This window comes from Methanohalophilus portucalensis, from assembly GCF_002761295.1.
GTDB lineage: Archaea > Halobacteriota > Methanosarcinia > Methanosarcinales > Methanosarcinaceae > Methanohalophilus > Methanohalophilus portucalensis.
Genome location: NZ_CP017881.1, coordinates 1,604,469 through 1,617,852 on the forward strand (window position 1 = coordinate 1,604,469; position 13,384 = coordinate 1,617,852).

Genomic DNA, 13,384 nt, shown 5'->3' on the forward strand with positions numbered 1-13,384 from the left:
CGTCTTGTTGCTGCTATGCAAATTCCCTATGAGTTTTTAGGCAGGATATTCATATACCTGATAATTCTGACTTTGGCAGGGATATTGTTGGCACTTATAGTGGGTGCTTACAGTTTCAGGAAAAGGCACATAATTTTCCCAAGTTTTGTCCTTTTCATTCTCTATATGTTCTATACTCCGGCCAAATGGATATGCAGGGTATTCCATATCAGGGATACCCTGGTTGATGAAATTCTGATCGAAGTGCGCAATGCTGTAATGCTGGATGAATTTAGGAACAGTTCCGGTTTACGTGTTGTATTCCTGCCACAATGTCTAAGGCATGCCCGATGTCCTGCGCGTTGTGATCCGATCCATGGTTATGAATGCCGTCGATGCGGCCTTTGTTCAATTGGTTATATCAGTGAGGAAGCTGAAAAACGTGGCTTCCGCGCTTTTGTGATTCCCGGAGGAAGTTTCATAAAGAAAATCATAAAAAACTATCATCCTACTTCATGTATCGGAGTGGCCTGTTATACTGAACTTGCAGAGGCTATGGAAGAAGTTTCATTTATGCCAGTGCAGGGAATCTGCCTCTTAAAAGATGGTTGTTTTGAAACAGAAGTGGACGTAGAGGCTATAATTGAGAAAATGGAGGCATGTAATGTACGATCTGATAGGTAAATTGCTGATCGGATTCGTGGCAATTTCTGTCTTATTGAGTAGTCTTGCTCTTTTTGTCAGCCGTATCAGCCTTAATCGGCATGTACGTCTTGCAGGTATTTTTGCATGGATACTTGATTTATTCTACCTGCCGATCAAATATTTCTTTTGTAAGTTGTCCGATCCTCGTATTCTGGACAGCTGGATGGTTTCCCTGAAGAACATCGCTCATTACCATGCTTTCAGAAGAACTCGTAAAAGGATAATGCTTTTACCACATTGTATGCGTTTTCTGGATTGCCCTGCTCATGCTTCAAGATATGGTATACAATGCAAGGAATGTGGCAGGTGTATAGTTGGACAGCTAAAAAGAGATGCGCAGAAGTATGGTTATCGTTTTTACATTATAACCGGTTCATCATTTGTGAAGCATGTATTGAAAGAAAAGCCTGCAGATGGAATTCTGGTTGTTGGTTGTAATTATGAGATTAACAAGGGTATGCGTTTTCTACGAGATAAAGGTGTTATTGCTTATGGTGTCCCTCTTGAAAGTGATGGTTGTTATAATACCTCTATAAGTTACGAAAAAATTGCAGGTATTCTTGAAGAATTCGGCCCGGTTGATAATAGTTTGTGAGTGAGGGGAGTAAGCTCCCTTCTGTTGATGCAAAGATGCATTGGCAGTATTCGGCTAAGCGTCACACCAAAACGGGGGTTGTCCGAACAACAACTTTGATCCCATTTCGACTTGCACCCGCGAGGATTCGCCGTTCCATCCGTAGCCTGCGCGACCTCAATTTTTCATATCATTGCTTTAACGCAGGTCGGTATCGTTTCTGTGCCATCATGCGGTAAAACCGCAAGAGCCGGTTTCCCGGCTGCCCGGGCTCTCGCCCGATACCCTTTACAGGTATTCGCGCGTCCGGAAGGTGGGGAGACTTTCCTCAGGCCAGAAGGCCCGGAAACTGCCCTCCCTCTCTCACAAAGCCCTTAATTCATCGGATATATTGAAATACTTATCGCAATGGCTTTTTTATTTTCTTATTCAGGATTGAAATTCAGGGAAATCGAGTCTATGCAAAAGTGCTCTCCGGTAGGTGGCGGTCCATCATCAAAAACATGTCCCAGATGACCTCCACAACGGCTGCATATTACTTCAATGCGTTTCATTCCCAGGGAATAGTCCGGTATCCTTTCAATGTTGTCTTCAGATATTGCTTCCCAGAAGCTTGGCCAGCCGGTTCCTGCATCGTACTTTGTTGAGGAAGAGAATAGATCCTGGCCACATCCGGCACAGGAGTAGATACCATTTTCATAAAAATCATTGTATTTGCCACTGAAAGGTGCTTCTGTACCTTTCTTCCTGAGGATACGAAACTGTTCTGCAGATAATCGTTTTTTCCACTCCTCTTCTGAAATTTGGTTCCAGTTTTTAGACATATTAACCCTCAATAAAGATATTGCAAACGGCCGGATGGAGAATGTTTGTTAGGATGGATGCAGCCGTTCGCAACTATACTAACATTGTTTTTGGGCTATATAATCATTTGCCTGATGCACTAAATGCCTCAGGGTACGACCAAGACCTGTGTTTTTGAATGTCTTACCACATTTTCTGCCACACTGCCAAGCAAAAGATGACTGATACCGGTCCTACCAAGTGTTCCCATCACGATGAGATCTATCCCGTTTTCAGTGGCAAATCTGACAATACCATCTGCAGGATTGCCCTCAATTATTATGGGTTCTACCTCGACATCTGCCTTCTTCCCGGTATCAACAACGTATTCAGTTGCACTTTTTCCTTCATCCTTAAGGTGATTGCGCAATGAATCGGCCCACCTTTCTCCGCGGGTTGCGATAGATACACTTACAGGTGGTAATACATATACTGCCTTGACCTTTGCACCGGTTGCTTTTGCAAGTTCAATACCCCAACTAACTGCATTCTTTACATTCTCAGACCCGTCGGTGGCGATCATTATCTTTTCAATTTCCGTACTCATCAATATACCCCCTCTAAGATATTGTGATTATAATGCTATATTCCTTTTGGTTGTATTTGCCAATATATCACAATCTTAATTTATGACTACTATCATTTATTCCACGATGGGCGAAACGGTTCTTATTGCAGAGGATATTTGCCGGGATTACGGTTGCCTAAATGCTTTGAATGGAATTAACCTGCGTGTGGAAGAAGGTGAATTTATTGCAATTATCGGTCCCAATGGGGCAGGCAAATCGACCCTTTTGAAAATTTTTGCCTCTCTGATCTCTCCTACCGAAGGTACATTGCAAATCTTTGGAACAAAAGGTAACGACAGAGAAGATGCACAGGATAGAATAGGAATGCTTTCCCACGAAACTTTCCTGTATGACAATCTGACAGCTCGTGAAAACCTTTTATTTTTTGGGAAACTGTATGGTATGGAACCTGCTGATCTTGCTGAAAGATGTGATTATCTTATCAGAAAAATTGGTCTGTGGAAAAGGGCCGAAGATCCTGTCAAGAACTTCTCAAGGGGAATGAAACAACGTCTGTCCTTTGCAAGGGCCATTATCCATGACCCTTCCTTGTTATTACTTGATGAACCTTATACTGGTCTTGACATGAATGCAGCTTCACTTATGGAAAACCTCCTTATGGAAAAATCGGATATGGTGAAGATAATGGTAACTCATGATCTGGACAAGGCATTTCGTCTGTGCAGTCGCCTGTTAATTATGGAGGGTGGGAATATTGTTCATGATGTGGTGGCCAACGACCCAAATGCCCGTAAATTTGCCGAAGCCGTCTGTTTTTCTTCTGGAGGGCAATTTAAATGCTAAAGGGTCTGAATATAGCCTTTAAGGATCTGAAGATTGAAAGCAGGGCCAGGGAAATATTTATTTCGATGGTTGTTTTTTCGTTATTGGTCCTTATTATCTTCAGTATTGCTTTTTCGAACCTATTGTCTTCTGCCAGCAAAACTGCCACTGTGGCTTCAGGTGTGCTCTGGATATGCTTCATATTCGCAGGTACGCTGGGTCTAAACCGCACCTTTGCTACAGAGGTCCAAAACGGTTGTATGGATGCCCTGAAAATGTGTCCCATACCCCGTAATTCAATTTACCTTTCCAAGGTCATCTTTGTGTTCTTGCTGATGTTGCTGGTAGAGATAATTACGATCCCAATGTTTTCTGTCCTCTTTAATTACCAGTTTACTGCAATTATCTGGGTTGGTATTGTCATATTACTGGGATCCTTTGGCTTTGTTGTGGTGGGATGCCTGATATCTGCTCTTGTAATACGGGCCCGTGCCGGGGAAATGCTGCTTCCTGTCCTGCTTTTGCCTCTGTCCCTGCCGGTGATCATCCCGGCGGTGTCTGCCACTTCGGGCCTGTTGAGGGGTGAGGATATATTTTCTTTAATGTCATATATCCGACTGCTGGTAGTCTATGACTTTGTCTTCTTTGCAGTTTCAATGCTGGTTTTTGAGTATGTCGTAGAGGATTAATATACAGTGAGTTCCATAGTCATGCAGACATCTGAAATAACCCTTACAAACCGGTGATGTTAGTTGCAGTGGGAAAAATATTCCAAACCATTTTACCTTTTCACAGCCATGATGCTTGTTGTAGCACTTGGGGCCATTTTTTTCTATCTGCCGGTCATGAAAGATTCGGCTGGTAATGTACTGGATCCCAGTTTTAATATATTCTATTTCCATATGCCGATTGCAATTGTTGCCTATCTGGCCTTTTTTGTTGTTTTTGTTTCGAGTATCCTTTATCTGCGTGAGAATGATTCGAAATGGGATATGGTATCTCTTTCTGCTGCAGAAGTCGGTGTTATATTTGCATTCCTTGTGCTTGCAACCGGCTCTATCTGGGCAAAAGATATATGGGGCTGGTACTGGGTATGGGAGCCCCGGTTAACGACCTCTCTTGTGCTTTTTCTTGTGTATGTAGGCTATCTCATGCTCAGGACAGCCCTGGATGACCCTCTTAAAAGGGCCCGGTTATCTGCTGTTTTCGGGATTGTGGCCTTTGTATCGGTGCCTTTGAGTTTTCTTTCCATTCGTATCTGGAGGAGTGCCCATCCACTAATGTTTGGAGGTTCTCTTTATGGTCAGGACGGAGGCGGGCTTGAAGGTTCTTCCCTGCTTCTTGTGCTGCTTCTCAATATGCTGGCCTTTGTGATGCTGTTTATAAGCCTTACTTCTTTTAAGTTCCAAAATGAAAAGCTTGGAAGAGAACTGGAAATGGCTAAAGGTCGTTGAGTAAAGCATATATGCCCCTGCGGGCATGAATATTGAAATATGCTATTCGATCCAATCAATATTGAAGGTTTATCCATCCCGAACAGATTTGTACGCTCAGCAACCCATGAATGGCTGGCAGAGGAAGACGGCACACCCACAGCAGCTATAGGGGATATCTATGAAGAGCTGGCCAAAAATGAGGTTGGACTTATTGTAACGGGCTATTCTTATGTAAATCCTGCCGGAAAAAGCGATGGACTGCAGCAGGGTATCTATGATGACCGCTTTATAGGCCCTTACAGGAAGATTGTTGAAAGGGTCCATTCCTATGAGAGTAAAATCGTTCTCCAGATTGTGCATGGAGGACGACAATCAATGGCACAGCACGGTTATCCTCTACTTGCTCCTTCAGCGGTTGAAGACAGTTCCACAGGTAAACTTCCAAGGGCAATGACAGAAGATGAGATCCTTGAAACCATTGATGATTTTGTTAATGCTACCCGCAGGGCAATGGAGGCAGGTTTTGACGGAGTACAACTGCATTGTGCCCATGGCTTTTTGCTGAGCAGTTTTATTTCACCCTATACCAACAGGCGTGAGGATAAATGGGGTGGTTCTGTGGAAAACCGTACACGTATTATCACCGAGATAGTGCGCCGTATCCGGGAGGATGTCTCCTCCGATTTTCCTGTAATGGCCAAACTGAATGCAACTGATGGTTTCGATATATATTCTGGTCATATTAGCCTGGATGCACCTGAATGCGTGGAAATTGCTGCCCATCTTGAAAAAGCGGGAGTATGTGCCATAGAGGTAAGTGGTGGAATTGTCGAGGCTGGTTCTGTGATGTCCCAGCCCGGAGTTGATACAGAGGAAAAGGAAGCCTACTTCAGACGCTATGCCAAGATGATAAAGGACACTGTAAGTATACCCATAATACTGGTAGGGGGTATCCGCACAAGAGCCATTATGGATGAAGTCCTCAGGGTTTATGCGGATATGGTCTCCATGAGCCGCCCGTTCATCAGCGAACCAGACATTGTGAAAAAACTGGAACAAGGTGCAGAAGGAGCACGATGTGTTTCATGCAACCGCTGTTTTGATAAAAGTGGCATTAGGTGCAATTATGATTTTGCCCTCTAAGGTCAGGATATTTCTAAAAAGTAAACAGGAACTATTGGCGGGCATAAACATTATTAATTTTTGTGCAGGTCAACTTACCCTATATATAGGGCGTTGTACATCTTGTATCTCATGCGACTTGATGTATATCTTATAGAAACCGGCTTTTTCAGTTCCCGGGGAAGGGCCAAGAAGGCAATTAGTGAAGGTCATGTGAAGGTTGACGGGAAAGTCACAACGAAATCTTCCCGTGAAGTGTCCGAGTTCAATGAAATAGAAGTCGATGAAGGGCTTGATAAACCCCGGGGATATTTTAAACTTCGTAACATACAGGAAAAATTTGATTTAATCAAAGAAGGCGACAGCGTATTGGACCTGGGTTCCAGTGCGGGAGGTTTCCTTATGTTTGCCTGTGAACTCGGTGCGAATGCCGTAGGGATTGAATACAGCCGCCATTTTCGTTCAGAACTTGGCAGGCTGGCTTATGAAAATCCAAATATTACCATAATCCTTGACGATGTATTTACGATGCCGACTTCTAAAATACCTGGAAGTCCCTTTGACGTATTGCTTACTGATATGACTCTTGAGCCAGAGGCTTCGATAGAGGCCCTCGGCAAGGTACTCCCCCTTCTCAAGGAAGGTGGAATGATTTTTCAGGTAATTAAACTGGGCAGGGGAAGAAATAAAAAACACTTGGTTGAAAATATTAAATCACTGGGAATTGAAGTCCTGGAAGTCCTGGATTCTGCCCAGAGGGAATTTTACGTAGTGGCAAAAAAGACATGAGGAACTTATGTTGCTCAAGGTTTATGGTGAGGGCAGGCCCTACAGGCTTTTTGCTGCAGGGATGCATGGTGGTGAGTGGAAAGACACTTCCACACTCCTGCTTAAGTTGAACCCTCCATTGTCGGGTTCTCTTTTCCTGTTGCCCCTTGTTGACCGGGGTCACTATCTCTCTACTCTTCATGAAGGTTACTACAAAGGTCCCGGTTCTAAAATTCCTGTTTTTGTGAACAATTGCGCGCCTGAGATATATATTGAGATTCATTCCTATTCAAAGCAGAATTTCCATAAACTTGCCGGAAGGGATCGTATTTCCAGAACAGGGATTCCTCCTTACAGTGTGCTGGAAGAAGGCCTGCTGCTTGGTTCGGTGTCTCCTCACATCAGGCTACATTTCCCCAAAGAGGCCCTCTGCTTATCTCTGGAGGTGCAAAGGGAAAATCCTGCATCATATGAACTTGCACTTCATATGCTTGATAGGATGAAAGAGTGTAAGGGTCGGGATGATTTTATTGCCTTTTTGAAAAAAAAGTATCCATCTGCGGCTCTTAAGGCAATTGAGGATTATAAAAAATTTTATGGCCTGTGAATATGTCACAGGCCAGACGGGCATTTAGAAAGGCCTGTTGTAGTTATGGATGTTATGTTCGGGGTTGACATCCATCATATCTTTTTTCTGTGCCCTCATCATGTCGTCGATCCTGAGGATCATGGTTGCAACTTCTGAAGCAGACCTTATAGTTTGGGTCTTTACACGAAGGGGGTCCACTATTCCTTTTTCAACCATGTCAAGGTAATCACCGCTATAGATGTCCAATCCAATATTGGGATTTTCGACATGTGCATTACGCAGTTTCAGGATTACGGATGTCGCATCCATTCCACCGTTTTCAGCAATATCCATGGGTATGGATTCTACGGCATCGGCAAATGCAGTGATTGCAAGTTGTTCCCTGCCACCTATGGATGAAGCATAATGACGTAGTCTCTGGGCAATTTCCACTTCTGCTGCACCGCCACCTGCCACGATCTTGCCATCCTCAAAGACGGAGTTGATAACATGGAGTGCGTCATCAAAGGCTCTTTCCAGATTGTCCGTGACATGTTCGGTACTCCCGCGAAGCAGAATGGTAATTACCTTTGTATTTTCACATTTCTTTATGAATATCTTGGCAACGGTGGACTCTCCTTCTTCTCCAACTTCGCCTGCATGTCCCAGGTCCTCTTCACTGAGATCAAAGACCTTTTTCACAATTTTTGCGCCTGTTGCATAGGAAAGGTTCCTGATATCATCATCACTGACTCTGCGGATACCCATAACACCGCTCTTTTGCAAGTAATGTGCTACCTTGTCGCCGATATTCTTGGAGCATATTACGACGTTTGCCCCGCTTTTGATGACATGGTCTGCCATCTGCTTGAAATCATCCTCTTCACGGGCAAGGAAATTTTGCATTTCATCAGCATTGCTAATTTGTAATTTGGATGTGTTTGATGTTTTCTGGGTTTCAAGAGGTGTGTCTATAATAGCGATCTTTGCATCCTTTACAGTTTTTGGCATACCAGGGTGTACCCTGTACTTGTTGAGCATTATGCCATCGAGGATTTCTGTTTCATCGACACTTTTTCCAGGTTCCTGTCTGAGGATTATGTCGTTGTCTACATTGACACTTCCCTTTTTGCTAATCTGCAGGATTGCATCCACACAAAGTGATGCAAGTATCTCCTTGTTTGTTTCGGAAGCTTTTCCTGACATAGAAGTGCTGGCTATTTTTTCAAGAGTTTCCCTGTTTCCTTCGGATACATCTATGGCAAATTCATTGAGAATTTCCAGAGCTTTTTCAGATGCATTTTCGAATCCTCTTACAAGAACACGTGCATGCACACCTTCTTCTATAAGATCGGATGCTTTGTCAAGTAATGTACCTGCAGTCACGACTGCACTTGTTGTACCGTCACCTGCAATCTCTTCCTGGGTACGGGCAACCTCTACGATCATTTTGGCAGTTGGATGCTCGATATCCATTCCCTTGAGGATCATGGCCCCGTCGTTGGTGAGGACGATGTCTCCAATGGAGTTTACCATCATTTTGTCCATACCCTTGGGTCCAAGGGTAGTCCTAACAATGTTTGCTACTGCCTTTGCCGCGGCGATGTTTACGGATAAAGCATCTCTTCCCTGCTTGTGTTCGGTGCGGGGATTCATGATGTAGGCGGGTTGTCCGCCATAATGTCCTGGCATTGATGTTGAACCTCCTGATGAATAATCTGTATATAAAGAAATCTAACTGTCTATGGTTCTATAAATACGTTTCGCAGTAACTCTCTGCTATTGCTACCCTTTTCAAAACCTTTAATATATAGAGCGGGCTCTTATAAAGCCTATGCTTTATTTTGTCGGACTTGGGTTATTTGATGAAAAGGATGTTTCTGTAAAAGGGCTTGAAGTTATAAAAAATGCCGATAAGGTGTATGTGGAATTCTATACTTCCCGGTTGATGGGTGCGGATAAAGAAAAGATGGAAAACCTGTATGGCAGGGAAATACACGTTCTTGACAGGCAGGAAGTAGAGCAAGATCCCTGGTGGCTTGAAGAAGCAAAAGATATCGATATAGCTTTTCTAACAGGCGGGGACACGATGGTATCCACTACTCATGTAGATATCCGGCTCAGAGCAATGGAGATGGGCATTGAAACCCGTTTGATCCACGGCTCTTCCATAGTCTCCGCTATATGCGGTCTGACTGGCCTCCAGAATTACAGGTTTGGCAAAGCTGCAACCATTCCTCATCCATACACGAGCACCCGGGGAAATACCATTATTTCTGAAACTCCCTATGATACTATTCTACACAACAGGCAGATGGGTCTGCATACGGCTGTATTTCTTGATATTGATATGAATAAAGGCTATATGACGGTAAATCAGGGAATTGAACTTTTGCTTAAGATAGATGAAAAAAGAGGTGAAAATCTCATAAAAGGCTCAATAGCTGTAGGTATTGCAAACGCAGGTTCTGAAAAACCTATTGTAAAGGCAGATTTTGCTGAAAATCTCGAAAGTTACGATTTTGGCTCTCCCCTGCACATTGTAGCTATTCCGGCAGATCTACACTTTGTCGAAGCAGAATCCCTTGTTAAACTTGCGGATGCACCCGAATCTATCCTTGAAGAAGGGGAAGAAAATTAATTTGAAGTATTCTGTGTAAAAATCATTTACTGGTGAGAGTATAATATGGTACGTGGTTCAGTAGGAGTCATATTCGGTGAAACAGGAACTCTTAATTTCAAGTTCCTGATATCGGACAGTACGGCAGTTCTGAGAGGGCATTATGTCAAAATATGGCATGAGACAGATGGATGGATACTTGCGCAGGTAATGTCAATTGTGCGCTCCAGTGAAAAATATTCTCTGGAAGAAGCTAAAAAAGGGCAGAGAAAAGATCGAAATGATGACCGTATAGTGGCCTCTGCCACAATAATAGGAAGCAGGGATGATCGTGGTCTTTTAAGGGCACCTATGAGTCCTTTCAGTCCCGGGGATCTGGTCTATCTGGCAGATGATACACTTATTAGAGATACACTGGGTCTTGTGGGAGATGACATGTATATCGGATTGCTTGAAGGTACCGGTATTCCTGTACATCTTAATGTGAACAGTCTTGTACAGAAACATTGTAGTATCCTTGCAAAGACTGGTAGTGGTAAGTCTTACACTGCCGGAGTAATTCTTGAAGAATTACTTGATCATAATGTGCCCATGTTGATAATCGATCCTCATAGTGAATATTCTTCCCTTAAAGAATCAGCCGGTGGAAATGAAGGTGACCTGAAAAAATACGGTATAAAATCCAAAGGATACGGCTCCAGGGTACAGGTTTATACTCCTGCCGATAAGTCAATTAATCCAAATGCTGATCATCTTTTCAGGTTAAACGGGGTTAATCTTACTCCCAGTGAACTGATGACTTTATTTCCTGATAATTTTAACAGTACTCATTCCGGCATTCTCTATGAAGCTGTACACAGGTTACGTGCTGATGTGGAAACCTATTTCCTTGATGATATAATCAGGGAGGTCAGTAACAATGAAAGTAAGGCCCGCTGGAATGTAATTAATTTACTTGAAGATATTAACCAGCTGGATATACTTTCCCCTCAACCTACTCCGGTTGAAGAATTAATGCAGGATGGTAAGGCTTCGATTATTGACCTGAAAGGGGTCCCCCCTCATATACAGACAATGATTGTGGCCCAGCTCTGTGATACTCTTTTTGAAGCTCGCAAACTTGGCACGATTCCTCCGGGAATGCTTGTTGTGGAAGAAGCCCACAATTTTGCTCCTGAAAGAGGGTATAGCAAGAGTTCCAGTTCCGAAATTCTCCGAACAATAGCCTCAGAAGGGCGAAAGTTTGGTTTGGGTATGCTGGTCATCTCCCAGAGGCCCGCAAGGGTTGATAAAAATGTACTTTCACAGTGTGGAAGCCAGATTATATTGAAAGTTACCAATCCAAATGACCTTAAATCCATCAGTAAAGGTCTGGAGGGTGTAAATTCCTATGTAGAAGAAGAATTGTTACGCCTGCCACCCGGGATTGCGATGCTGGTGAGCAATGATATTGAACGCCCGATTCTTGTGGATATACGTGTCAGGAAATCCAAGCATGGTGGGGAATCCGTGAAAATTCTCAATAAATCTTCATCTAAAGCCTCTCCAGGTGTCAAAAAAGAGTCTAAAACAGAACCTGTAACCAAACCTGTAGAAGAAAAAAAATCCCAATCCCCGCCACCTAAAAGGAAACCAAGCCGCAATCCAAAGAAAGAAAGTGGTGGTCTTTTCAATAAGCTGTTTGGCTCTGAAAGTAAATAAGGTGTTATAAATGGCAGCGGATTTGAATGAGAAAGTTGGACGATATGAAAAATTGCTTAAAAAGGCCCTGGAGCTTGCACAACCTGCTCCCAGGACCAATTCCCATTTGATGAAAGTGGCAGATGATTACCTGAATATGGCCCGAGCCTATTACAATGACGGTCTTCATTTCGTTAGAATTGAGGATCCTGTAAATGCTCTTGTATGTTTCAGTTATGGACATGCCTGGCTGGATGCCGGTGCAAGGCTTGGAATTTTTGATGTAGATGATAATGTGTTATTTACAATATGATCTGCCATACCTTATTCAAATTCGATTTAAGCAGAGAATTAATATAAGTGAAACGAATATGACTGAGTTTATTGCTTAATATACTATTTGTGCTTATTAGTTTTGATGGCGATGTTTTAATTTGAGAGAATGTAGAAGTTTTAAACCTGGAGACGAAAAGTATGCCGAGTTATCATGTAACCCTTGAAGCCGCCTGGTTGGTAAGGGATGTGAAAAGCGCAGATGATGCCATTGGTGTAGCAATTGCTGAAGCCGGAAAGAGGCTCAATCCCCAACTTGATTTTGTTGAAGTTGACGTGGGTTCTACTTTCTGTCCTGCCTGTAATGAACCTTTTAGTAGTGTTTTCATAGCAGCAAATACCGGTATCGTCGGCCTTATCCTGGAAATGAAAGTTTTTGATGCTGAAAGTGACGAACATGCTTCCCGTATTGCCAAATCGGTCATCGGAAGGACCTTGAGGGATGTCCCTCTAACTGTAATAGATGTCGAAGAATTTGTAAGATGAAGTGGGAGATTTAATGTCGGCCCCCATAGATGTTGTAGGACATGCGGCATTGGATTATCTTTTTGAAGTAGAACATATCGCTTCACCCAATGAATCCTATCCGATAACAAGCTACGAAGTGCTTTTCGGAGGGGGTGCTGCCAATATTGCCGCAGCAATGGCGCAGTTGGGCGGTAATTCCCGTCTGGTTGCTGCTGTGGGGGATGATTTTTCCACAAGCGGCTATGAGCAACATCTGAATAATCTGGGTGTTGATCTTTCTCTTCTTTATCATATAGAAGGTGAGGAAAGTACCAAAGCTTTTGTCTATACTGATCCAAATCATAATCAATCGTCCTACTTTTACTGGGGTTCATCTTCAAAGTTGCCGGATATAGAAGCTCCAGCTCTGGATTTTGTCCATCTTGCAACTTCTGAGGCAAGTTTCAATGCCCGGGTGGCCCAGAAATCAAAGTTTGTTTCTTTTGATCCGGGCCAGGATCTGGTTACTTACTCGAAAGAGCATCTGGTTACGATACTGGATAATACGGATATTCTCTTTGCCAATGTCCATGAGGTCAAGCGTGTAAAAGAGATGACTGGAAGGTCTTTTGGTGACCTGAAGAAATCCATACCAACGGTTGTAGTCACATGTGATTCCAGTGGAAGCAATATATATTGTAAAGATAAAAAAATTTATATCCCCATCGTATCTGTAAAAGCTGTGGACCCCACCGGGGCGGGAGATGGTTACAGAGCGGGATTCCTTTTGGCTTTCAGCAAAGGCCTACCCTTTGAGGTATGTGGTAAAATAGGTGCAACAGTTGCTTCATTTGAAGTGGAATGTGTTGGATGCCAGACCAATCTGCCAACATGGGGTGCTATGAAAAAAAGATATGAAGAGAACTTTGGAGCATTGCCCCTCTGATCTCTTCTTTT

General features: G+C 43.2%; 16 protein-coding genes and 1 other RNA gene. 13 read left to right on the forward strand and 4 right to left on the reverse strand.

Annotated elements, in window-relative coordinates; genetic code table 11:
• Positions 1 to 15: 15 nt before the first annotated feature.
• Positions 16 to 663, forward strand: a complete 648-nt coding sequence (locus BKM01_RS08255; protein ID WP_072359472.1) for a DUF116 domain-containing protein — start codon at positions 16 to 18, stop codon at positions 661 to 663.
• Positions 644 to 1,279 carry a DUF116 domain-containing protein gene (locus BKM01_RS08260; RefSeq protein WP_072359474.1) on the forward strand — a complete coding sequence of 212 codons (636 nt, stop codon included), beginning with the start codon at positions 644 to 646 and terminating at the stop codon, positions 1,277 to 1,279. The genes BKM01_RS08255 and BKM01_RS08260 overlap by 20 nt, the downstream gene beginning before the upstream one ends.
• Here BKM01_RS08260 and rnpB read toward each other — a convergent pair.
• From rnpB to BKM01_RS08275, 3 genes are all read right to left on the reverse strand, one after another.
• Positions 1,278 to 1,623: RNase P RNA component (rnpB, locus tag BKM01_RS08265), an RNA gene on the reverse strand. The genes BKM01_RS08260 and rnpB overlap by 2 nt on opposite strands.
• Before the next feature lie 60 nt (positions 1,624 to 1,683).
• Positions 1,684 to 2,082: a peptide-methionine (R)-S-oxide reductase MsrB gene (gene msrB / locus BKM01_RS08270; protein ID WP_072359476.1), complete on the reverse strand. Its 399-nt coding sequence runs from the start codon at positions 2,080 to 2,082 to the stop codon at positions 1,684 to 1,686.
• A 128-nt stretch (positions 2,083 to 2,210) separates the two neighbouring features.
• On the reverse strand, positions 2,211 to 2,648 hold the full coding sequence (locus tag BKM01_RS08275) for a universal stress protein (protein ID WP_072359478.1): 438 nt from the start codon (positions 2,646 to 2,648) through the stop codon (positions 2,211 to 2,213).
• A gap of 106 nt (positions 2,649 to 2,754) precedes the next feature.
• Between BKM01_RS08275 and BKM01_RS08280 the strand changes: the two genes are divergently transcribed.
• From BKM01_RS08280 to BKM01_RS08305, 6 genes are all read left to right on the forward strand, one after another.
• Complete coding sequence (locus tag BKM01_RS08280) at positions 2,755 to 3,474, forward strand: ABC transporter ATP-binding protein (RefSeq protein WP_072359687.1); 720 nt, start codon at positions 2,755 to 2,757, stop codon at positions 3,472 to 3,474.
• Positions 3,468 to 4,142, forward strand: coding sequence for a heme exporter protein CcmB (locus BKM01_RS08285; RefSeq protein WP_072359480.1), 675 nt, complete (start codon positions 3,468 to 3,470; stop codon positions 4,140 to 4,142). The genes BKM01_RS08280 and BKM01_RS08285 overlap by 7 nt, the downstream gene beginning before the upstream one ends.
• Positions 4,143 to 4,250: 108 nt before the next feature.
• A complete protein-coding gene (locus tag BKM01_RS08290) occupies positions 4,251 to 4,907 on the forward strand; it encodes a cytochrome c biogenesis protein (protein WP_072359689.1) in 657 nt (218 codons plus the stop codon).
• Between the two features lie 39 nt (positions 4,908 to 4,946).
• Positions 4,947 to 6,032 carry an NADH:flavin oxidoreductase gene (locus tag BKM01_RS08295; protein WP_072359482.1) on the forward strand — a complete coding sequence of 362 codons (1,086 nt, stop codon included), beginning with the start codon at positions 4,947 to 4,949 and terminating at the stop codon, positions 6,030 to 6,032.
• Positions 6,033 to 6,143: 111 nt separating this feature from the next.
• A complete protein-coding gene (locus BKM01_RS08300) occupies positions 6,144 to 6,800 on the forward strand; it encodes a S4 domain-containing protein (protein WP_072359690.1) in 657 nt (218 codons plus the stop codon).
• Between the two features lie 7 nt (positions 6,801 to 6,807).
• Positions 6,808 to 7,386 (forward strand): DUF2119 domain-containing protein, encoded by a 579-nt coding sequence (locus BKM01_RS08305; RefSeq protein ID WP_072359484.1) that lies wholly within the window; start codon positions 6,808 to 6,810, stop codon positions 7,384 to 7,386.
• Positions 7,387 to 7,410: 24 nt separating this feature from the next.
• On the opposite strand, the gene thsA is transcribed toward BKM01_RS08305, so the two are convergent.
• Positions 7,411 to 9,039 (reverse strand): thermosome subunit alpha, encoded by a 1,629-nt coding sequence (gene thsA, locus BKM01_RS08310; protein WP_072359486.1) that lies wholly within the window; start codon positions 9,037 to 9,039, stop codon positions 7,411 to 7,413.
• A gap of 142 nt (positions 9,040 to 9,181) precedes the next feature.
• On the opposite strand from thsA, the gene dph5 reads away from it, so the two are divergent.
• From dph5 to BKM01_RS08335, 5 genes are all read left to right on the forward strand, one after another.
• A complete protein-coding gene (dph5, locus tag BKM01_RS08315) occupies positions 9,182 to 9,988 on the forward strand; it encodes a diphthine synthase (RefSeq protein ID WP_072359488.1) in 807 nt (268 codons plus the stop codon).
• A 45-nt stretch (positions 9,989 to 10,033) separates the two neighbouring features.
• Complete coding sequence (locus BKM01_RS08320) at positions 10,034 to 11,668, forward strand: ATP-binding protein (RefSeq protein ID WP_072359490.1); 1,635 nt, start codon at positions 10,034 to 10,036, stop codon at positions 11,666 to 11,668.
• 10 nt (positions 11,669 to 11,678) lie between these two features.
• On the forward strand, positions 11,679 to 11,960 hold the full coding sequence (locus BKM01_RS08325) for a DUF357 domain-containing protein (RefSeq protein WP_072359492.1): 282 nt from the start codon (positions 11,679 to 11,681) through the stop codon (positions 11,958 to 11,960).
• Between the two features lie 161 nt (positions 11,961 to 12,121).
• Entirely contained in the window at positions 12,122 to 12,466 is a 345-nt protein-coding gene (locus BKM01_RS08330; protein WP_072359494.1) for a DUF555 domain-containing protein, read from the forward strand.
• 13 nt (positions 12,467 to 12,479) lie between these two features.
• The gene (locus BKM01_RS08335) at positions 12,480 to 13,373 is read left to right on the forward strand and encodes a carbohydrate kinase family protein (protein ID WP_072359496.1); all 894 of its coding nucleotides are present in this window, start codon (positions 12,480 to 12,482) and stop codon (positions 13,371 to 13,373) included.
• Positions 13,374 to 13,384 lie beyond the last annotated feature (11 nt).

Excerpts from the sequence above, each read along its gene's own strand:
- BKM01_RS08255 (WP_072359472.1), top strand. The coding sequence starts at position 16 with ATGCAAATTCCCTATGAGTTTTTAGGCAGGATATTCATATACCTGATA.
- BKM01_RS08260 (WP_072359474.1), top strand. The coding sequence starts at position 644 with ATGTACGATCTGATAGGTAAATTGCTGATCGGATTCGTGGCAATTTCT.
- msrB (WP_072359476.1), bottom strand. The coding sequence starts at position 2,082 with ATGTCTAAAAACTGGAACCAAATTTCAGAAGAGGAGTGGAAAAAACGA.
- BKM01_RS08275 (WP_072359478.1), bottom strand. The coding sequence starts at position 2,648 with ATGAGTACGGAAATTGAAAAGATAATGATCGCCACCGACGGGTCTGAG.
- BKM01_RS08280 (WP_072359687.1), top strand. The coding sequence starts at position 2,755 with ATGGGCGAAACGGTTCTTATTGCAGAGGATATTTGCCGGGATTACGGT.
- BKM01_RS08285 (WP_072359480.1), top strand. The coding sequence starts at position 3,468 with ATGCTAAAGGGTCTGAATATAGCCTTTAAGGATCTGAAGATTGAAAGC.
- BKM01_RS08290 (WP_072359689.1), top strand. The coding sequence starts at position 4,251 with ATGATGCTTGTTGTAGCACTTGGGGCCATTTTTTTCTATCTGCCGGTC.
- BKM01_RS08295 (WP_072359482.1), top strand. The coding sequence starts at position 4,947 with ATGCTATTCGATCCAATCAATATTGAAGGTTTATCCATCCCGAACAGA.
- BKM01_RS08300 (WP_072359690.1), top strand. The coding sequence starts at position 6,144 with ATGCGACTTGATGTATATCTTATAGAAACCGGCTTTTTCAGTTCCCGG.
- BKM01_RS08305 (WP_072359484.1), top strand. The coding sequence starts at position 6,808 with ATGTTGCTCAAGGTTTATGGTGAGGGCAGGCCCTACAGGCTTTTTGCT.
- thsA (WP_072359486.1), bottom strand. The coding sequence starts at position 9,039 with ATGCCAGGACATTATGGCGGACAACCCGCCTACATCATGAATCCCCGC.
- dph5 (WP_072359488.1), top strand. The coding sequence starts at position 9,182 with ATGCTTTATTTTGTCGGACTTGGGTTATTTGATGAAAAGGATGTTTCT.
- BKM01_RS08320 (WP_072359490.1), top strand. The coding sequence starts at position 10,034 with ATGGTACGTGGTTCAGTAGGAGTCATATTCGGTGAAACAGGAACTCTT.
- BKM01_RS08325 (WP_072359492.1), top strand. The coding sequence starts at position 11,679 with ATGGCAGCGGATTTGAATGAGAAAGTTGGACGATATGAAAAATTGCTT.
- BKM01_RS08330 (WP_072359494.1), top strand. The coding sequence starts at position 12,122 with ATGCCGAGTTATCATGTAACCCTTGAAGCCGCCTGGTTGGTAAGGGAT.
- BKM01_RS08335 (WP_072359496.1), top strand. The coding sequence starts at position 12,480 with ATGTCGGCCCCCATAGATGTTGTAGGACATGCGGCATTGGATTATCTT.